General features: G+C 62.1%; 14 protein-coding genes and 1 pseudogene. 8 read left to right on the forward strand and 7 right to left on the reverse strand.

The window, feature by feature from the left end; genetic code table 11:
- The 3 genes from L9Z73_RS09780 to L9Z73_RS09790 form a co-directional block, all read left to right on the forward strand.
- A partial coding sequence (locus L9Z73_RS09780; protein ID WP_247399442.1) for an MFS transporter occupies nucleotides 1–752 on the forward strand: 752 nt, incomplete at its 5' end.
- 193 nt (nucleotides 753–945) lie between these two features.
- Nucleotides 946–1800 carry a CAP domain-containing protein gene (locus L9Z73_RS09785; protein ID WP_247399443.1) on the forward strand — a complete coding sequence of 285 codons (855 nt, stop codon included), beginning with the start codon at nucleotides 946–948 and terminating at the stop codon, nucleotides 1798–1800.
- Between the two features lie 160 nt (nucleotides 1801–1960).
- Entirely contained in the window at nucleotides 1961–4147 is a 2187-nt protein-coding gene (locus L9Z73_RS09790) for a GAF domain-containing hybrid sensor histidine kinase/response regulator (protein WP_247399447.1), read from the forward strand.
- A gap of 3 nt (nucleotides 4148–4150) precedes the next feature.
- Here L9Z73_RS09790 and L9Z73_RS09795 read toward each other — a convergent pair whose 3' ends face one another.
- The 4 genes from L9Z73_RS09795 to L9Z73_RS09810 all read right to left on the reverse strand — a co-directional run bounded on the left by L9Z73_RS09795 (nucleotide 4151) and on the right by L9Z73_RS09810 (nucleotide 13032).
- The gene (locus L9Z73_RS09795) at nucleotides 4151–5317 is read right to left on the reverse strand and encodes a GGDEF domain-containing protein (protein WP_247399458.1); all 1167 of its coding nucleotides are present in this window, start codon (nucleotides 5315–5317) and stop codon (nucleotides 4151–4153) included.
- 51 nt (nucleotides 5318–5368) lie between these two features.
- Entirely contained in the window at nucleotides 5369–7606 is a 2238-nt protein-coding gene (glgB, locus tag L9Z73_RS09800; RefSeq protein WP_247399478.1) for a 1,4-alpha-glucan branching protein GlgB, read from the reverse strand.
- Nucleotides 7603–10950, reverse strand: a complete 3348-nt coding sequence (treS, locus tag L9Z73_RS09805) for a maltose alpha-D-glucosyltransferase (protein ID WP_247399481.1) — start codon at nucleotides 10948–10950, stop codon at nucleotides 7603–7605. Before treS ends, glgB begins: the two co-directional genes overlap by 4 nt.
- 93 nt (nucleotides 10951–11043) lie before the next feature.
- Nucleotides 11044–13032 (reverse strand): alpha-1,4-glucan--maltose-1-phosphate maltosyltransferase, encoded by a 1989-nt coding sequence (locus L9Z73_RS09810; protein WP_247399484.1) that lies wholly within the window; start codon nucleotides 13030–13032, stop codon nucleotides 11044–11046.
- Between the two features lie 204 nt (nucleotides 13033–13236).
- On the opposite strand from L9Z73_RS09810, the gene L9Z73_RS09815 reads away from it, so the two are divergent.
- From L9Z73_RS09815 to L9Z73_RS09835, 5 genes are all read left to right on the forward strand, one after another.
- Nucleotides 13237–13410, forward strand: a complete 174-nt coding sequence (locus tag L9Z73_RS09815) for a hypothetical protein (RefSeq protein WP_247399487.1) — start codon at nucleotides 13237–13239, stop codon at nucleotides 13408–13410.
- Between the two features lie 13 nt (nucleotides 13411–13423).
- On the forward strand, nucleotides 13424–13663 hold the full coding sequence (locus L9Z73_RS09820) for a DUF3203 family protein (protein ID WP_247399489.1): 240 nt from the start codon (nucleotides 13424–13426) through the stop codon (nucleotides 13661–13663).
- Nucleotides 13664–13847: 184 nt separating this feature from the next.
- Complete coding sequence (gene ccoG / locus L9Z73_RS09825; protein ID WP_247399492.1) at nucleotides 13848–15263, forward strand: cytochrome c oxidase accessory protein CcoG; 1416 nt, start codon at nucleotides 13848–13850, stop codon at nucleotides 15261–15263.
- Nucleotides 15264–15357: 94 nt separating this feature from the next.
- Nucleotides 15358–16767 (forward strand): GntR family transcriptional regulator MpaR, encoded by a 1410-nt coding sequence (mapR, locus tag L9Z73_RS09830; RefSeq protein ID WP_247399503.1) that lies wholly within the window; start codon nucleotides 15358–15360, stop codon nucleotides 16765–16767.
- 67 nt (nucleotides 16768–16834) lie between these two features.
- Entirely contained in the window at nucleotides 16835–17299 is a 465-nt protein-coding gene (locus tag L9Z73_RS09835) for a hypothetical protein (RefSeq protein WP_247399495.1), read from the forward strand.
- A gap of 12 nt (nucleotides 17300–17311) precedes the next feature.
- Here L9Z73_RS09835 and L9Z73_RS09840 read toward each other — a convergent pair whose 3' ends face one another.
- The 3 genes and pseudogenes from L9Z73_RS09840 to L9Z73_RS09850 form a co-directional block, all read right to left on the reverse strand.
- On the reverse strand, nucleotides 17312–18058 hold the full coding sequence (locus L9Z73_RS09840; protein ID WP_247399498.1) for an SDR family oxidoreductase: 747 nt from the start codon (nucleotides 18056–18058) through the stop codon (nucleotides 17312–17314).
- 136 nt (nucleotides 18059–18194) lie between these two features.
- A pseudogene (locus tag L9Z73_RS09845) lies at nucleotides 18195–18420 on the reverse strand (MHYT domain-containing protein); the annotation flags it as partial.
- A gap of 175 nt (nucleotides 18421–18595) precedes the next feature.
- Nucleotides 18596–19935 (reverse strand): efflux transporter outer membrane subunit (locus tag L9Z73_RS09850; protein ID WP_247399501.1); only part of this gene is annotated, 1340 nt, incomplete at its 5' end.

Genomic DNA, 19935 nt, shown 5'->3' on the forward strand with positions numbered 1-19935 from the left:
CCGCCGGAATGCTCAGTGCGTGGGGCTGGCGAGCGCTGTTTCTGGTGGGTGCGCCTCTGGGGTTGCTGGCGGCCGCCCTCGCCTGTCGTTACTTACCCGTTGATCAGCCACCTGCACCGTTAGCCACCGGCGCCCGCTTTTGGCGGTCATTGCAGTCGGCATCATTGCGCGCCGGCCTGGCGATGAGCGCGTTGGTGTCTGCGGTCATCATGGCCACCTTTGTGGTCGGGCCGTTCTACTTGTCCCATGGATTGGATCTCGATCCGGCCTCGATGGGCCTGGCAATGGCCGTCGGCCCCGGTGTGGCGGCGGTCACTGGCATTCCGGCGGGGCGCCTGACTGAACGGTTCGGCAGCCAACCCGCGACGCTCACGGGGCTGGCCGTCATGGCCAGCGGCGCCCTGTCGCTGTGCCTGACATCCGGGCTGGTCACTTACCTTGGCTCACTGATCACGCTGACGGCGGGCTACAGCCTGTTCCAGGCCGCCAACAACACGGCGGTGATGAGCGCGATAGATGCAGCACACCGAGGCACGGTCTCGGGCTTGTTGAACCTGTCACGCAACCTTGGCCTGATTTTCGGAGCGTCGGTATTGGGCGCGATGTTCGCCTGGAAAACCCCCGATCTCACCCATGCCACGCCTCAATCTGTGGCTGATGGCCTGCACGCCACCTTTGCCCTGGCATTAGGTTTGATCCTGCTAGCCACCGCCATGGCATGGCAGCGACAGAACCGGCGTCGGCCGACGTGAACCGAACATCGTTGGCCATGGCGCGGTAATCATCCTCGCCCTATCCGCGCGGCAGTGGGTGGCCTTCGCCTTGTGCGACCAGGGCCGTAAACATTCGCCATTCATGAACTGAGGAAAAAAGTTCGGACCAACGGGTGCATGGATGCACCTACATCGCGCATCATGGGCGCTTTCAAGCTCAAGGGTAACGTCCATGCGCGTGCTGTCATTGATGATGAGTCTGACGACGCTGGCCGCCAGCCTGGTGTACTGCGCCAGCGCGATGGCGAATGAAGAAAGTCAGTTGGTGCAACAGATCAACACTTACCGCAGCCAGGTACAACGCTGCGGCGACCAAGGCTCTCAGGAACTGCCACCGCTGGCCAGCGATACGCGCCTGGTGCTGCCGGCCAGCAATGTCGGCGACTTGCAGCAGGCCTTGGCCCGGGCGGCGTACCCGATGGTCAACGTGCAGGCAATCAGCCTGTCCGGCCCCAAGGATGCCCTGGCCGCCATGAAAGCCGTGCGCGAGAGTTTCTGCCGCGTGGTGCTGGACCCGCAATTCGTCGACATCGGCGTGAGCAACAGCGGCCAGGACTGGCGCATCGTGCTCGCCCGCCCGCTGTTGTCCAGCGGCCTGGGCGACTGGCAGACCGAAGGCAAGCAACTGCTGAACCTGATCAACGCCGCCCGTACACAACCGCGCCAGTGTGGCCCCCAGGCGTTTACCGCCACCACGCCACTGTCGTGGAACGACACCTTGGCCAACGCCGCCAACAGCCACACACGCAACATGGCCAATGGCAATTTCTTCGACCATCTGGACCACGACGGCCGCACCCCGGGTGACCGCGCCGAGCTGGCCGGGTACAGCGCGAAGAACATCGGCGAAAACATCGCGGCCGGCCTCGACACCCCGCGCAAGGTGGTGGACGGCTGGCTCGCCAGCCCCGGCCATTGCGCCAACCTGATGAACCCGCAATTTCGTGAATTGGGCGCCGCCTATGCCATGGACCCGAAGAGCGATGCCGGCATTTATTGGACGGGGGTCTTCGGCACACAACAATAAGTGGACACCCACGATGATATCTATCCATATGGAGGGAGCATCAAAATGCCATCTCATGGATAATTGCGCTGAACTGGCAGCAATCATTCCGGTCTGTAGCTTGTTAGCGTGACCGCTTCAGGTATCCAAAACAGACCGTGGCAAACAAGGTGTTCACCTGATGATGAATTGGCTGCAAAGCAGCAGCGACATGGCCGAGCGGGTACGCCAGCACGATTGGGCCAATACCCCCCTGGGGCCGCTGGAACACTGGCCAGATGTGCTCAAGACCACCGTGGCGCTGTGCTTTGCCTCAAGTTTCCCCCAGGCCATCGTGTGGGGGCCTCAACTGACGACCCTCTATAACGACGCGTTCATTCCGATCCTGGGCAATAAACCCTATGCCCTGGGGCGTCCGTTCAGCGAGATCTGGAGCGAGGTATGGGACGACATCAGCCCCATCGCCAATGCGGCCTTCCAGGGCCATGCGACCTACATCGAAAACTTCCCCCTGATGATCGAACGTGGCGCAGCGCCGGAACAGGCGTACTTCACGTTCTGCTATAGCCCGATCCGCGACCCGCAGGGCCAGGTCGTCGGTATGCTCGATACCGTGACCGAAAGCACCGCCACGGTGTTCCTTTCGCGCCGCCTTGCCGTGCTGGATACCATCAGCAGCGCGGTGGCCAACGCCGTCGATGCCGAAGCCATCATGACCGCCACCACCCGCCTACTGGCGCAGCATCTGCAGGTGTCCATCTGCGCTTACGCCGATATGGACGCCGACGAAGACGGCTTTACCATCCGTGACAACTGGACGGCCCCAGGCGCCCCCAGCATCGTGGGCCACTACCGCCTGCAAGCCTTCGGGCAAACCGCAGTCAACTGCCTGCGGGCCGGTGAGCCGTTGGTGATCGGCAATAACCTGCTCGAACTGCCCACGCAAGAAGCCATGACGTTCCAAGCCCTGGGCGCCACCGCCACAATCTGCATGCCGCTGATCAAAAACGCTCGCCTCACCGCGCTGATGACGGTTCACAGCAAAACGCAGCGAACCTGGTCGCCGTATGACCTGGCACTGTTGGGTGAAGTCACCGAACGGTCCTGGGCACACATCGAACGGGTGCGCGCCAACGCCGCCGTGCGCGAAGGGTTGGCGGCCTTTACCGAATTGAACGCCACCCTTGAGCAGCGCGTGGAGGAGCGCACCACTGCGCTGGCCCAGGCCGAAGCGGCACTGCGTCAATCGCAGAAACTCGAAGCCATCGGCCAATTGACCGGCGGCGTGGCCCATGACTTCAACAACCTGCTGACCATCATTCGTTCGTCGGTGGATTTTTTGCGCCAGCCCGGGCTGTCCGAGGAGCGGCGCCAACGCTACATGTGCGCGGTGTCCGACACCGTCGAGCGCGCCAGCAAGTTGACCAGCCAGTTACTCGCGTTTGCGCGCCGCCAACCGCTGAACCCGGAAGTCTTCGATGTGACGCAGCGGGTCAAAAACATTGGCGAGATGCTCGAAAGCGTCACCGGCGCACGCATTCAGGTGCAGGTCCAGTTGCCTGAGCGGCCGTGCCACGTGCGGGTCGACTCAAGCCAGTTCGAAACCGCGCTGATCAATATCGCGCTCAACGCCCGCGATGCCATGGACGGCCAGGGCACCCTGACCCTGCGCGTGGCCACGGTGGACGCGCTGCCGCGCATCCGTGGCGATGCCGAAGCTCACCAGCCGTTTGTCACGGTGGTCGTGGCCGACACCGGCAGCGGTATTCCGGCTGATACGTTCGAACGCATTTTCGAGCCCTTCTTCACCACCAAGGCCACGGGCAAAGGCACGGGCCTGGGGTTGTCGCAGGTGTTCGGCTTCGCCAAGCAGTCCGGCGGCAACGTCGACGTGGCCAGCCGTCTTGGCCAGGGCACGGTGTTTACCCTGTACCTGCCCGAGGTTGAACCGCAGCCCCCCCGGGGCGAGCCCTCCCCCAGGGACCAGGCACCTGTCCACGACACGACCCTGCACAACATCCTGATCGTGGAAGACAACCTGGAGGTAGGCCGTTTCGCCAACCAGATTCTCCAGGACCTCGGTTACCAGACCACCTGGGCGACCGATGCCGAACAGGCACTGGCGCTGGTCGGTCCGGACGCCACGGGGTTCGATGCGATTTTCTCGGACGTGGTGATGCCGGGCATGACGGGCGTGGCGATGGCCAAGGTTCTACGCCAACGTCGTGCCGACCTGCCGGTGGTACTCACTTCAGGCTACAGCGAAGAACTGGCGGAAAGCGGCTACGAGGGGTTCGAGTTCCTGGCCAAGCCCTACTCCGCCGACCAGGTGGCGCGGGCGCTGGCGAAGGCCTTGTTGAGGGACTGAGCCCTACTCCGCCACGGCCACTTGATTGCGGCCAAGGGCCTTGGCGCGATAGAGCGCCTTGTCGGCGCTATTCATCAGCGCGTGCAGGTCCTCATCCCGAGTATAAGTCGACGCCACGCCGAGGCTGGCGGTCAGGCCCTGTACAGGGTCGAACACCATACCGGAGATAGCCTTGATCAGTTCCTCAGCGATACTCCGAGCGGTTTCCAGCGACGTATTGGGCAGCAACACCGCAAACTCCTCGCCCCCCAGACGGCCGTACACATCGGCCTGGCGAAACGACGCGCAGATCACTCCGCCGATCTGCCGCAACACCTGGTCACCGGCCTGATGACCGTAGGTATCGTTGATTTGCTTGAAGTGATCCATGTCCATCATCAACGCGCACAGCGGTTGCTGGTTGAGACGACACTGGGTGTACAACAACTGCGCATGCTCGAAAAACGCACGGCGGTTCATCAGCCCGGTGAGTTCATCGGTCTGTGCGGCGTGCGTTGAAATAGTGTGGGCGCGTTCCATTTGCCGGGTCAGGCGGAAGGCTTTTTCCAGGGCGTCGGATAACTTGCGCGTGGCGCTGACCACAAACGAGGAAAACACCAGCACCGAAATCGCCACCCCGACCTGCATCGACGACGGCTGAAACAGCAGCCACAGCGTACACGGCAGCAGCACCAGGCCCATGGACACCATCGTCATGTAACGATAGGCCGAATAGCACGAAACAGCGCTGACAGACATGCCCACGATAAACAGTATCACCAGCACTTGAGACATCCGGTCATCACTGGGCATCACCGCAAAGGCACCGGCGCCCCAGATGCTGGCGGACAGCATCAAGGTGATCCAGTAACGGCGCTCCCAGCGTTCCGGCGTGCGCTCGCTGTTGGGGCTGCGAAACCACTCCAGGAACATTTTTACCCGCAGCAGCGATGATGCCCCCAGCAGCACCAGCCATACCTGCATGACGTGGTGGTCAAAACGGTCCCAGCACAGCCAGCAGAGCATCGCCGCCGCAAAAAAGCTGCCGAGGATGGCGGCAAATGACTGACGAAATAGCTGATGCAAACGGTCGGTTCGCACCTGCTCTTCTATAACGCAATCCTGGTCTTGCTTATGCCCAAGGCCATTCATGAAATCCGCCTGATTCGACTGCCGCGACAAAGGCGCCATTGTGGCACCCTGCCACTAGCGCGGACAATAGAATCCAGCACCTTGGCGCGCTTAACTGTCTTGCGGACGCAAAATCAGCACGCCCAATGGCGGCAAATTCAACGACAGCGAGACCGGCTGCCCATGACGCGGCTCATCTTCGGTGAACACCCCCCCGCCATTGCCATAGTTGGAACCGGCATACGTGTCCGCATCACTGTTGATCACCTCGCTCCAACGCCCGGCAAACGGCACGCCGACCGTGTAGGCTTCACGGGGCACCGGCGTGAAGTTGGCCACCACCAGCACCGGCCGGCCGTCCTTGCTCCAGCGCAGCCAGGCATAGACGCTGTTGATCGCATCGTCGCCGATCAGCCACTGGAAACCCTGGGGCGCGTCGTCCTGCTCATACAGCGCCGGTTCCTCGCGGTACAGGCGATTCAAGTCACCGACCAGCTTCTGTACCCCTCGGTGTTCGGGGTATTGCAGCAGGTACCAGTCCAGTTGCTGGTCGTGGTTCCACTCGCGCCATTGGCCGAACTCGCAGCCCATGAACAGCAGCTTCTTGCCCGGGTGCATCCACATGAAACTCAGATAGGCACGCAGGTTGGCGAATTTCTGCCAGCGGTCGCCGGGCATCTTGTCGATCAGCGAGTGCTTGCCATGGACCACTTCATCGTGGGAGATCGGCAGGATGAAGCGCTCGGACCAGGCATACACCAGGCCGAAACTCAGTTCATTGTGATGGTGCGCGCGGTACACCGGGTCTTGCTGGATGTAATGCAGGGAATCGTGCATCCAGCCCATGTTCCACTTGTAGTTGAAGCCCAGGCCTCCCTGTTGGGTCGGCTGGCTGACGCCCGGCCAGGCCGTGGATTCTTCGGCGATCACCAGCGCGCCGGGCGCTTCCAGGGCGACCACGTCGTTCAAGTGCCGCAGGAAGTCGATGGCTTCCAGGTTCTCGCGGCCGCCATAGCGGTTGGGCACCCATTCGCCGGCCTTGCGCGAATAATCGCGGTACAGCATCGAGGCCACAGCATCCACGCGCAGGCCATCGACGTGGAAGTGTTTGAGCCAATGCAGCGCCGAGGCCAGCATAAAGCCATGCACTTCGGTGCGGCCCAGGTTGTAGATCAACGTGTCCCAATCCTGGTGGAAGCCTTCCAGCGGGTTGGCGTATTCGTACAACGCCGTGCCATCGAATTGCGCGAGACCGTGGGTATCGGTGGGAAAATGCGCCGGCACCCAGTCGAGGATCACGCCAATGTCGGCCTGGTGACAGGCATTGACGAACTCGGCGAACTCTTGCGGCGAACCGAAGCGCGCAGTCGGCGCGAACTGGGACAACGCTTGATAGCCCCAGGAGCCGCCGAACGGGTGCTCCATGATCGGCATCAGCTCGATATGGGTGAAACCCAGTTGCTGCACATACGGAATCAGCCGCTCGGCCAGTTCGCGCCAGCCGTACTGGCGCGCAACCTCACCGGCCTCGTCCAGCTCGCACTGCCAGGAGCCGACGTGCAATTCATAAATCGACAGCGGCGCGGTGGACTTCTGCTTTTCCTTGCGCGCCTGCATCCACACGTGGTCCTGCCAGTCGACCTGCAGCGGCGCAGCGACTTTCGACGCGGTGTCGGGTGGCATCTGGGTGGCCAGGGCCATCGGGTCGGCCTTGAGCGGCAAGATGCCGTTGGCGCCGAGGATTTCGTACTTGTAGGCCGCGCCCGGTTGCAGGCGCGGGATAAAGATCTCCCACACGCCGGATGGATGCCGCAGGCGCATCGGGTGGCGCCGGCCATCCCAGATATTGAAGTCGCCCACCACCGAAACACGCCGGGCGTTGGGCGCCCATACGGCGAAGCGCACGCCCTGCACGCCATCGACCGTGGTCACCTGGGCACCCAGGCAGTTGCTGAGGTCGCGGTGATTGCCTTCGGCAAACAGGTACAGGTCCATTTCCCCCAGCAGCAATTGCTGGAAGCTGTAAGGGTCTTCCGTGATCTGTTCGCCACCGGCCCATTGGATCTTCAACACGTAGGCCTGGCGACTGCTGAAATGCCCGATAAACAAGCCCGGCACCGAGGTCGCATCGAGGCTGCCGATCGGCTCGCCACCGTCGCGACTCAGCACCTGGACGCTCAAGGCCTCCGGCAGGAACGCACGGATAAACTGGCCGCCGTGCTCATCATCATGGGGCCCGAGAATCGAGAACGGATCATGGTGCTCGGCGCGCACCAGCGCTTCGACGTCCTTGGACGCCGGCATTGCAGTCAGTTTTGGCTGCAGCGGTTCTTTATTTGTAAAGCTCATGACGTCTCCCCACCGCGTACAGATTTCGATCCAGGTATGAGCCCGCTCAGCAAACCGTGTAAACCCTGCAAGGGCACCGGCAGCCAGGTCGGGCGGTTTTCCGCTTCATAGGCCACTTCGTACGCGGCCTTCTCCAGGCTGAACAACGTCAGCGCTGCGTCTTGGCCTTTGGCATCCTGCCAGTCATGCGCCAGTGTAGCCGTCGTCGCGTGATAACCCTTGATAAATGCCAGACGCGCCTCACTTAGGTAGCGCTCGGTCACACGCTGACGTGCGGCGTGCGCTGCGGGTGATTGGTCCACGCCCTGCACATTCAAGGCCATGGCCGCCGCGTAATCAAAGGAACGCAGCACACCGCTGACATCTTTATACGGGCTGTGCTTGCCGCGCCGTTCGTGCAGCGGCCGCGCCGGTTCCCCTTCAAAGTCGATCAGGTAGGCGTCGCCTTTCACCACCAGCACCTGGCCCAGGTGCAAATCACCATGGACGCGAATGCGCAGCCCGCCCAACGTGGCGTTCGCCAATGCCTGAACATGACTGGCGATGGCTTTTTTCTGATCCAGCAATTCACTGACCCGCGCCTGATCGGCCGGGTTCAATTGGTTTTGATGCAGTTTGAGCAATTGGAGGGCGCGTTCGATCTGCGCACCGACATCCTTGGCCCAGGCCTGGGCATCCTTGGCCGTGGTGACTTCGGGGTTGAAATCCTGGTTGGCCGTTGACGCCGCCAGCACGCCGTGCATTTCACCCAGGCGCTGCCCGAGCAAACCGGCGAAGTCCGCCAGCTCGCCCAAGGCGTTGTAGTGCTGCTCCTGTTCGGAGATGGCTTCGGCCAGTTCGTCGCGTATGGCGCGTTCCAGGTTGTTCTGGGTCCAGCCCCAGGCGTCGCCCTGGTTGCTCAGGTAGCCCTGGGCAATCATCAACAGGTTGTCCTGACCTTCGGCGTCACGCCGAATCATCGAACCGAGCAACGGCGAAATGTTCGGGTAACCGGCTGCGGTCAGGTAGGCACTCATCTCAAGCTCCGGGTGTACCCCGGCGCTGACTTTACGGATCAGCTTGAGCACCAGGCTCTCGCCCACCACCACCGAGCTGTTGGACTGCTCGGCGGCCAGGTAACGCACTGCCGATTCATCGCTCAGTTGCAGGTTGGCCAGGTGCGGCGTGGCCTCAAAGCGCAACTCGCCTTGGCTGGTGGTCAATACTGTGCCCACCTGCAAGGCCTGGATCACTGCACGGATAAAGTGTTCCAGGCTGAACGCATCGGTCACCAACCCGACCTGGCGCACGCGTCGCACACGGGCCAGGGCCAATTGTTGCGGCAAGGCGCTGGTGAACTGGTCTTCGCCGAGGAAGCCGAACGGCAGTTGATAGCGGCTGACCTGGCCACCGGCGCTCACGTCGATTTCGCTGAGCAGCACCGGGTGTTGCGGGTCGCCGAACCGTACACCATAGGCAATATGCACGCTGTCGATGGCCGTGTCCTTGCCGGCGAACCAGCGGCGCTTGGGCAGCCAGCTCGGCAGCGACGTGTGCTCCAGGGCGGTGCGACACGGTTCGTCGAGCAGCTCTTCCATGCGTTTTTTCAATACCAGGGTGGTGAAGTCCGGCATGCTTTGCGCCGGTTCCACATGCCAGCTGGGCATCTGGTTTTCCGCCGCCAGCACAAACCAATAGAAGCCATACGGCGCCAGGGTCAGCAGGAAATTCAACTGACCGATGGGCGGGAACGCATTACCGCCGAGCATCTCCACCGGCACCATGCCGGCGAAGGCCGAGAGGTCCAACTCGGCCGCCTGGGCGCTGCGCGAGACGTTGGCCACGCACAGGATGATTTCAGTGCGGCCATCGTCCCCGGTGTATTCGCGGGTATAGGCGAGGATGCGGCGGTTGCTCGGCGAGAGCATTTTTAAACTGCCCCGGCCAAACGCCTTGGACTGCTTACGCACCGCGAGCATGCGGCGGGTCCAGTTCAGCAGCGAATGCGGGTCTTGGGCCTGGGTTTCGACGTTGACCGACTGGTAGCCGTATTGCGGGTCCATGATCGGCGGCAGCACCAGGCTGGCCGGGTCGGCGCGGGAAAAGCCGCCGTTGCGGTCGATGGACCACTGCATCGGCGTGCGCACGCCGTCGCGGTCGCCGAGGTAGATGTTGTCGCCCATGCCGATTTCATCGCCGTAATACAGGGTCGGCGTGCCGGGCATCGACAGCAGCAGGCTATTGAGCAGCTCGACGCGACGGCGGTCACGCTCCATCAACGGCGCCAAGCGCCGGCGAATGCCCAGGTTGATGCGCGCGCGACGGTCGGCGGCGTAGTAGTTCCACAGGTAGTCGCGCTCTTTGTCGGTGACCATTTCCAGGGTCAGTTCATCGTGGTTGCGCAGGAAGATCGCCCATTGGCAATTGGCCGGGATTTCCGGGGTCTGGCGCAGGATGTCAGTGATAGGAAAACGGTCCTCCTGGGCCAGCGCCATGTACATGCGCGGCATCAGCGGAAAGTGAAAGGCCATGTGGCATTCATCGCCGTCGTCGCCCTTTTTGTCGCCGAAGTACAACTGCGTGTCTTCCGGCCACTGGTTGGCTTCGGCCAGCAACATGCGGTCGGGGTAGTGGGCGTCGATCTCGGCGCGGATCTGCTTGAGGACGTCGTGGGTCTCCGGCAGGTTTTCGTTGTTGGTGCCGTCGCGCTCGATCAGGTAAGGGATCGCGTCCAGGCGCAGGCCGTCGATGCCCATGTCCAGCCAGTAGCGCATCACCGACAGCACGGCTTTCATCACTTGCGGGTTGTCGAAGTTGAGGTCGGGCTGGTGCGAATAGAAACGGTGCCAGAAGTACTGGCCGGCCACCGGGTCCCAGGTCCAGTTGGACTTCTCGGTATCGAGGAAGATGATGCGGGTGCCGTCGTATTTCTGCTCGTCATCGGACCACACGTAGAAGTCCCGCGCCGCCGAACCGGGCTTGGCCTTGCGCGCCCGCTGAAACCACGGGTGCTGGTCGGAGGTGTGGTTGATCACCAGTTCGGTGATCACCCGCAGCCCGCGTTTATGGGCTTCGGCGATAAAGCGCCTGGCGTCGGCCATGGTCCCGTAGTCGCTGTGTACGCCGCGGTACTCGGAGATGTCGTAGCCGTCGTCGCGACGTGGCGAGGGGTAGAACGGCAGGACCCAGATGGTGTTCACACCAAGGTCGGCGATGTAGTCGAGTTTGGCGATCAGCCCGGGAAAGTCACCGATGCCGTCGTTGTTGGAGTCGAAATAGGATTTGACGTGAACCTGGTAGATCACCGCGTCCTTGTACCAGAGCGGGTCTTTGATAAAGGTGGCAGCCTTGGGTTTCTTCGCCATTGGAAGCTCCTGAAAACTCGAAAATCTTGCAGACTGAACCGGGTCAATGTGGGAGGGCGCTTGCCCCCTCCCCCATGTCGATCCCCACTACGCTTAGGATGCAGTGATCCGCCAAATCCCAAACGGCATCTGCGGTTCCAGCCGCATCCATTGGGTCTTGCCGTACCAGGTCCAGCGATGGCCGTTCATCAAATCTTCGCCCTGGGTGTGGGCGTCGTCAGGCAGGCCCAGCTCCCACAGCGGCAATTCAAAGTGGGCTTCCTGGGCATTGAACGGGTCGAGGTTGACCGCCACCAGGATGAAATTGCTGCCGTCCACGCTGCGCTTGCCGAAGTACAGAATGTTGTCGTTCCAGGCGTTGTAGAGCGTCAACCCCAGGTGTGTCTGCAACGCCGGGTTTTGCCGGCGGATGCGGTTGAGTTGGGCGATCTCGGCAATGATGTTGCCGGGCGCGGTGAAGTCCCGTGGGCGGATCTCGTATTTCTCCGAGTCCAGGTACTCTTCCTTGCCCGGCACCGCTGCGGCTTCGCACAGTTCAAAGCCCGAATACATGCCCCACAAGCCTGAACCCATGGTCGCCAGCGCGGCGCGGATCAAAAAGCCAGGGCGCCCGGATTGATGCAAGAAGCCGGGATTGATGTCCGGGGTATTGACGAAGAAGTTCGGTCGGAAGCACTCGCGCCACGGCGACTCGTTCAATTGCGTCAGGTACTCGCCCAGCTCGGCCTTGGTGTTGCGCCAGGTGAAATAGGTGTAGCTCTGGGAGTAACCGACCTTGCCCAAGCGCGCCATCATCGCTGGCGTGGTGAACGCTTCGGCGAGGAAGATCACTTCCGGGTACTTGGACCGCACGTCGCCGATCAGCCATTGCCAGAATGGCAGCGGCTTGGTGTGCGGGTTATCGACGCGGAATGTCTTCACGCCCTCTTCCACCCAGCCCACCACAACGTCACGCAACTCGGTCCACAGGCTGGGGATCGCATCGGCGGCATAGAAATCGACGTTGACGATGTCCTGGTACTTCTTCGGCGGGTTTTCCGCGTATTTGATCGTGCCGTCAGGGCGCCAGTTGAACCATCCCGGGTGCTGCCTGAGCCACGGATGGTCCTGGGAACACTGAATGGCGAAGTCCAGCGCGATTTCCAGGCCGTGCTCGGCGGCGGCCTTGATCAGGCGGCGAAAGTCGTCGCGGCTGCCCAGTTGCGGATGAATCGCGTCGTGGCCACCCTCCTCGCTGCCGATCGCGTAGGGGCTGCCCGGATCGTCCGGGCCGGCGTTCAACGCATTGTTCTTGCCTTTGCGGTGGCTGCGGCCGATCGGATGGATCGGCGGGAAGTACAGCACGTCAAAGCCCATGTCATGGATCATCGGCAAGCGCGCGTGCACGTCGTTGAACGTCCCGTGACGCGCGGGATCGTCGGTGATCGAGCGGGGAAACAGCTCGTACCAACTGGCAAACTGCGCCCGCTCGCGCTCCACGTCGATCGGGTAGACGGTGCTGATGCTCAAGTAGGCGTGGTGATCGGCCTGGGTCATCAAGTGTGCACTGTCGTCGTGCAAGAACAGGGCAACCTGCTCGGTTTCCAGCAGGCCGGAAAGCTCGTGGTGCAACAGCATCAGGCGCTCGCGCAACGGATTATCACTGCGCTCGGCGGCCTGCAGCACCAGGCTGCGGCCTTCCTGCAACTCGAGGCTGACCGGTACGCCGGCCTCATGTTTCTTGCGCAGTTCGTAGCAGAAGCTGGCAAAGGTATCGATCCAGGCTTCGATGCAATATTCATGGGGGCCTTGGGCGGTAACGGTAAACGCGCCCTCCCAGCCGTTGTTGCCGACATCCGCCATGACCACGCGGTGCCAGCTTTCATCTTGCAAGGCGCGCCAGCGGATCACCACCGCGAGCGTGTCGTGGCCATCGGCGAACACCTTGCTGGTGACGCTGATGCGCTGGCCGACCACGGCCTTGACGGCAAATTCGCCGCCGTCGATCACCGGCATGGTGCTTTCAATGGCTATGCGAGGCAGCAACAAAGCCTGGGACAGCGGCAGTACGCGATCGTCTGGAGTCAGTGTTTCAGCAGTCATCGAGCATCTTCCCCTTACGCCCTGTGGACGCTCTTTGCTTGATCCGAATTCTGATACGGCACCGCTCTCCCTGAGCAGGGCCACATAAGGTCCGAGCCCGGGTGAAGGTGAAAAGTTCAGGTGGATGTGCCGCCATCGGCGGGGGAATCAATTCCCCCAGGCGGCTGTCCACCGATAGAGCAAAGCACAAAGGAGGCCACACCGATGAATATCCCGATCCCCGCTGAAACCCCCGACCCGAATATCGACAAGCCAACCCTGCCGCCCACCGAACCAAACCCGGCGCCGCCTCCCGAGGAAGAACCGCCGCAAGACCCGCCCGTGCGGGTGGAGGAGCCGCTGGCCGGAGGCTACCCCCCAACCATCACCAAACGATGACAAGGAACTCACCATGCCTGTACGTATCGAAAACCACACCTGCTACTTCAAGGTCGATGACAACGGCCAGGAACAAAGCCTGGCCGCGACTCAAGTCACCGTCAGCACCGACAGCGAAAAATCCATGTCTTTCGTGGCGCTGAACGGCGACCGGATCTACATCACCGAAGTCGAGGCCGACGCACTGACCGTCGCCGGCGCCAAGGACGGCCGTAAACACCTGAGGGCGAGCGACAGTGATTCGGTGATTTGATTGATCTGTATCAGCACATGCTGAACCGAGCTGCGCCCCACGCGCCACGGGGTGCAGCACATTGTCGCAGGCGCGCTTGAATGGCGCATCTGATCCGCTTTTTATCGCCACACCTGAGTCTGTTATGCAAACAGCACGGCGAGCATAGTTCGTCGGCCTGATGGAGGCTGATGAGCGAACGACCATGAGCGAAATAATCCCCGTCCGAACCGTGGAAATCCACGAGCCTGCACACCCGAAGAAGGTGAAGGCCCAATCCAGCGACAACCTGATCCATACCCGTAGTTTTACCGGCCTGTTCCGCACCTTGCGCGTCGCCGGTGCAGGCTTTCTGTTCCTGGCGTTTTTCGGCACCGTGTGGCTGAACTGGGGCGGTCGCCAGGCCGTACTGTGGGACTTGGCCGAAAGCAAGTTCCACATTTTCGGTGCGACCTTCTGGCCGCAGGACTTCATCCTGCTGTCGGCGCTGCTGATCATCTGTGCCTTCGGCCTGTTTGCGATCACCGTGTTCGCCGGCCGGGTGTGGTGCGGTTACACCTGCCCGCAAAGCTCGTTTACCTGGCTGTTCATGTGGTGTGAAAAAGTCACCGAAGGCGAACGCAACCAGCGCATCAAGCTGCAAGCGGCGCCCTGGAGCCTGAACAAACTGGCGCGGCGCTCGGCCAAACATACGCTGTGGTTGGGCATCAGCGTGCTGACCGGGTTGACCTTTGTCGGTTACTTCACGCCCATACGCCCGCTGGCCGCCGAACTGCTGAGCTGGCAACTGGGTGGCGTGAGCCTGTTCTGGGTGGTGTTTTTCACCGCCGCCACTTACATCAACGCTGGCTGGCTGCGCGAAGCGGTGTGCATGCACATGTGCCCGTATGCGCGGTTCCAGAGCGTGATGTTCGACAAGGACACCCTGACCATCTCCTACGATGCGGCCCGTGGCGAACACCGTGGCCCGCGCAAGCGTGAGGCCAAACCGGCGGACGTCGGCCTGGGCGACTGCATCGATTGCCACGTGTGCGTGCAGGTGTGTCCCACCGGCATCGACATCCGCGATGGCCTGCAAATGGAATGTATCGGCTGCGCGGCGTGCATCGATGCCTGCGATTCGATCATGGACAAAATGGGCTACGCCCGCGGCCTGGTGAGCTATACCAGCGAACATCAACTACAAGGCGGCAAGACCCACCTGCTCAGGCCACGCCTGATCGGCTACAGTGCGGTGCTGCTGGTGATGATCGCCGCGTTGGTCGTGGCGCTGGTGCAAAGGCCGATGGTGTCGCTGGACGTGACCAAGGACCGCGGCATGTTCCGCGAGAACAGCCAGGGCCAGATCGAAAACATCTACAGCCTCAAGGTCATCAATAAGACCCAGCAACGCCAGGATTACCGCCTAGAGCTGGTGGATGCCGAGGGCTTCCAGTTGCAAGGCAAGACCCAGATCAGCCTGGCGCCGGGGGAAATCAGCGATGTACCGGTGTCGGTGGCCTTACTGGCGGACAAGCCGGCGAGCAGTTCGCAGACCCTGCGCTTCAAGGTCACGGACGTCGACGAACCGTGGGTCTATAGCGCTGCCGACAGCCGCTTCGTGGCGCCGTTGAACCGCTGAGGGTTCGCCTGCATAAAAGATAAAATGTGGCCGCTGGCTTGCCGGCTGCCACATTTCGCCCTGCGTACATCCTGAGAAGAATAATTTGGCCACCCTGAAACGCTACGAAAAATTCGCCGACGACATTGCAGAACTGATCCGCTCCGGCGTGCTCGGCCCTGGCCAGCGAGTGCCCTCGGTGCGCTATGCCAGCCAGACTTACGGCGTCAGTCCGTCCACGGTGTTCCAGGCGTATTACTTGCTGGAACGCCGCGGCCTGATCCGGGCGCGGCCGCGTTCCGGCTATTTCGTCAACACCCACGCGCCCAGCCCGTTTTCCGAGCCCGTGGTGAGTGAACATGTACATGAGTCCACCGAAGTCGATGTGAGCGAATTGGTGTTCTCGGTCCTCGACTCCATCAAAGACCCGAATACCGTGCCGTTCGGTTCGGCCTTCCCCAGCCCGATGCTGTTCCCGCTGCCGCGCCTGGCCCGCTCCCTGGCCAGCGCCAGCCGCGAAATGGACCCGCGCCTGGTGGTGACCGACATGTCGCCGGGCAACCCGCAACTGCGCCGGCAGATTGCCCTGCGGTACATGGTCGGTGGCCTGATGCTGCCGATGGAAGAGCTGCTGATCACCAACGGCGCCCTCGAAGCGTTGAACCTGTGCCTGCAGGCCGTCACCGAGCCGGGCGACCTGGTGGCCATTGAAGCGCCAGCGTTTTATGCCTGCCTGCAAGTACTGGAACGCCTGAAACTCAAAGCGGTGGAAATTCCCGTGCATCCGCGTGACGGCATCGACCTCAACGCCCTGGCGCAAAGCCTGGAGCGCTACCCGATCAAAGCCTGCTGGACCATGACCAGCTTTCAGAACCCCATCGGCGCGACGCTGCCGGAAGCGAAGAAACAGGAACTGGTGGAACTGCTGCGCCGCCATCAGGTGCCGTTGATCGAGGACGACGTCTACGCAGAGTTGTACTACGGACAACAGGCTCCGAAACCCGCCAAGGCCTTCGACACCGAGGGCCTGGTGATGCACTGCGGCTCCTTCGCCAAGAGCCTGGCACCGGGCTATCGCATTGGCTGGGTGGCGGCCGGGCGCTATGCGCAAAAGGTCGAGCGCCTGAAGCTGATGACCTCGCTATGCCCATCGATGCCCGCTCAGGCTGCAATTGCCGACTACCTGCAACACGGCGGCTATGACCGGCACTTGCGCAAGTTGCGCTATGCCCTGGAAGAACAGCAAAGCGCGATGCTCGCGGCCATTGCCCGGTATTTTCCGGCGCAGACGCGGGTCAGCCAGCCGGCCGGCGGGTATTTCCTCTGGCTGGAACTGCCGGAACAGACGGACTCGCTCAAGTTGTTCCAGATGGCGTTGGCCCAGGGCATCAGCATCGCGCCGGGGCCGATTTTCTCGGCGACCCAGCGTTTCAGGAACTGTATCCGCTTGAACTACGGCAGCCCGTGGTCCGAGGCATCGGAAAAAGCGATGGAGACCTTGGGACGGATTGTGCGGTCGTTTTGAACCGGAACCAGACTGCCGAACGGACCACATAAGGGGCACCTTTCCTGGTTCGAATCGGAGATTCCTTATGCGCGTGCCTTTACCCGCAGGGCTTACACCCTTGCCCATTCCACCCAACTACATGCGGGCGGCCGAACAACAACAGGTCCGCACAATGCGCGGTCCGGCAGGCCGACCGGCCGACGACCATCGTTCGGCACAGCAAATCATCGAACAGAGCCCGGTCATGAGGCGCTTCCTGCAGGGCCGCGACTGTTACGCGATCGCTGATGACCTTAAGCAGCAGGTCGGTGACTGGGCCCCATCCAACGCAGCCCCGGATGCGCGCGCTGACGCGGCCTACAACCTGGAAAAAGTGCTGCGGTTTCTCGATAACCTTGACGACCGCACCTTGAATGGCAGCCATGCCCGCAACGGGCGTATCGATGGGTTCTTCAACCACGGCTACAGAACCCTGGATAACTGCGAAGCCAGCCTGCTCAAGGCGTTTTCGCTTAAAGGCTATGAAGTGCTGCGCCATCTGCCGACCTGATGGCCAGGGGTCTCAACGACCGCCGCCCAGGTCAACGAACGTCCCGGTGGCATAGGAGGCCTTGTCTGACAACAGCCAGACAATCGCCTCTGCCACTTCATCCGGCCGGCCGCCACGGGCCATCGGGATCCCGGACTCCAGCTTGCTGACCCGGTCCGGGTCACCGCTCAGGGCGTGGAAGTCGGTGAAGATATAGCCGGGACGCACCGCGTTGACACGAATACCCTCGCCCGCCACTTCCTTCGCCAACCCCACGGTAAAGCTGTCCAGCGCGCCCTTGGAGGCGGCGTAGTCGACATATTCACCCGGCGAACCGAGGCGCGCCGCCACCGACGACACATTGACGATACTGCCGCCCTGCCCGCCATGCCGGGGCGACATACGCAGCAGCGCGTGCTTGGCGCACAAAATCGGCCCGAGTACGTTGGTCTTCAGGACCTTCAGGATGCGGAACTCGGACATCTCATCAACGCGAGATTTATGCCCCACCGTGCCTGCATTGTTGACCAACGCCGTAACGCGACCCAGTTCAGTGTCAACGCGGTGGAACAATGCGATCACTTCATCCTCGATGCTCACATCGGCGCGCACCGCAATGGCTTGGGCGCCTAGCGCGCGGACCTGTTCGAGAACGCGGTGAGCGGCTTCTTCATCCGACTGGAAGTTGATGCAAATGCGATAGCCCTGGCGAGCGGCCAGCAATGCCGTCGCCGCGCCAATCCCGCGACCGCCCCCGGTGATGATGAGGACTTTGTCCATGCCTACAGTCTCCTGAATCAACCAAATGTTTAGCGTTGGCGCCAAGAATACCCGTCAAGTGCTGTGCTTGTCAGGCGTCAGCGCTGCTTCTGCGCGATGGATGTCCGCCATGAAGCCATCCGCCGGTAACGGATGCCGGCATCATGCGCATCGCGGCCATGCCGGTGTAATGCATGCTGCTGATGCCCACGCCCATGATCAACGCGGTAATGTCCAAGTCAAAGCCGAGGGTGGGCGGCAGCCTGAGCGCCAACATGCCGACAAAAGTGCTTGGGCCACACGCCCTCTCCCATCGCCAATACCCCGCCCAGCATCCACAAACAGATGGCGCGGCCCTTGGCCTTGGCAATGCGTCCAGCGAGGAGAAGTCACTACCGATAAGCATGGGCCGACGCTAGACCGACTGGCTGAAAAAGCCCGTGCCAGATGGAAAAGTCGCGGATTGTAGCGAGACTGCTTCTTGAACAGGTGATTATTTATCCTAGGACCATCACCGGCATTTTGACGCCAATCCACCGTCTCAAAACAGGCCCGGCGTCACTCCTTTTCAACCGCCTGAGTCTGCCCATCCCAACCGCCACCCAACGCGGCGATCAGTTGCACACTGGCCACCAATCGTGTCTGCAGCAAGGTCAGCACGGTGCGTTCGTTGCTCAGGGCGGTGGCTTGTACGGTCACCACATCCAGATAAGCGATCAGCCCCGCCTTGTACTGGTTCTGGGTCAAGCGCAGCGACTCGCGCGCGGCCTCCAGCGCTTCATTGCTGACCACGGCTTCGTCTTCCAGCACCTTGAGCTGGACCATGTAGTTTTCCACTTCGCGGAAGCCATCCAGTACGGTCTGGCGGTACTTGGCCACGGTTTCATCGTAACTGGCCACGGTGCGGTCGACTTCCGCCGAGCGCTGGCCGCCGTCGAACAGGGTCATCGCCAGCTTCGGCCCGACCGACCAGAAGCGGTTCGGCAGGCTGATCCAGTCGGCGTAGGTGCTGCTGGAATAACCACCGGCCAGGCTCAGGCTCAGGTCCGGGTAATAGGCCGCCTTGGCCACGCCGATATCGGCGTTGGCGGCGATCACCGAGCGCTCGGCGGACGCGATGTCGGGGCGGCGTTCGAGCAATTGCGACGGTAGGCTCACCGGGATCTGCGGCAAGGCCGGGATGTCCTTACTAACGGCCAGGTTGAAGTTGGCTGGCGCCTCGCCGATCAACACGGCGATGGCGTTTTCCAGTTGCGCGCGCTGCCAGATCAGGTCGATCAGGCTGGCCTGGGTGGACTTGAGCTGGGTTTGCGCCTGGGCCACGGCGTCCTTGCCGGAAACGCCGGCGCGGTATTGGTTCTCGGTCATCTGCAGGGAGCGCTGGTAGGTGTCCAGCGTGGCTTGCAGCAACCGGGTCTGCTCATCCATGACGCGCAGTTGCAGGTAGCTCTGCACCAACTCCGACTGCTGGCTCAAACGCATCGCGGCCAGGTCCGCCGAGCTGGCTTCGGCGCTGGCTTCTTTGGCTTCCAGGCCCCGGCGCAACTTGCCCCAGACATCAGCTTCCCAGCTCACGCCCAACTGCGCGTTAAGGGTATCGCGGATGCCACTGCTGGAACTGCTGAGGCTGGCACTGCTGCTGCCGGTGCCCTGACTGGCGCGGGTTTTCCCGACACTCAGGTCCACCGTCGGGTAAAACGCCCCACGGGAACTGCTCACCAGCGCCTGGGCCTGACGGAAGCGCGCTTCGGCCTGGGCCACGGTCTGGTTGGCGTTGTTCAGCCGGAGCACCAGGTCATTGAGCTGACGGTCGCCGTACAGTTCCCACCAGGCGCCACGGGCCAGGGCATCGCTCGGCGTGGCCTGGCGCCAGCCCTCGGCTTGTTTGAACTGCGCAG

This window comes from Pseudomonas emilianonis (assembly GCF_023072625.1).
GTDB classification, from domain to species: Bacteria; Pseudomonadota; Gammaproteobacteria; order Pseudomonadales; family Pseudomonadaceae; genus Aquipseudomonas; species Aquipseudomonas paraveronii.

Excerpts from the sequence above, each read along its gene's own strand:
- L9Z73_RS09785 (WP_247399443.1), top strand. The coding sequence starts at position 946 with ATGCGCGTGCTGTCATTGATGATGAGTCTGACGACGCTGGCCGCCAGC.
- L9Z73_RS09790 (WP_247399447.1), top strand. The coding sequence starts at position 1,961 with ATGATGAATTGGCTGCAAAGCAGCAGCGACATGGCCGAGCGGGTACGC.
- L9Z73_RS09795 (WP_247399458.1), bottom strand. The coding sequence starts at position 5,317 with ATGGCGCCTTTGTCGCGGCAGTCGAATCAGGCGGATTTCATGAATGGC.
- glgB (WP_247399478.1), bottom strand. The coding sequence starts at position 7,606 with ATGAGCTTTACAAATAAAGAACCGCTGCAGCCAAAACTGACTGCAATG.
- treS (WP_247399481.1), bottom strand. The coding sequence starts at position 10,950 with ATGGCGAAGAAACCCAAGGCTGCCACCTTTATCAAAGACCCGCTCTGG.
- L9Z73_RS09810 (WP_247399484.1), bottom strand. The coding sequence starts at position 13,032 with ATGACTGCTGAAACACTGACTCCAGACGATCGCGTACTGCCGCTGTCC.
- L9Z73_RS09815 (WP_247399487.1), top strand. The coding sequence starts at position 13,237 with ATGAATATCCCGATCCCCGCTGAAACCCCCGACCCGAATATCGACAAG.
- L9Z73_RS09820 (WP_247399489.1), top strand. The coding sequence starts at position 13,424 with ATGCCTGTACGTATCGAAAACCACACCTGCTACTTCAAGGTCGATGAC.
- ccoG (WP_247399492.1), top strand. The coding sequence starts at position 13,848 with ATGAGCGAAATAATCCCCGTCCGAACCGTGGAAATCCACGAGCCTGCA.
- L9Z73_RS09835 (WP_247399495.1), top strand. The coding sequence starts at position 16,835 with ATGCGCGTGCCTTTACCCGCAGGGCTTACACCCTTGCCCATTCCACCC.
- L9Z73_RS09840 (WP_247399498.1), bottom strand. The coding sequence starts at position 18,058 with ATGGACAAAGTCCTCATCATCACCGGGGGCGGTCGCGGGATTGGCGCG.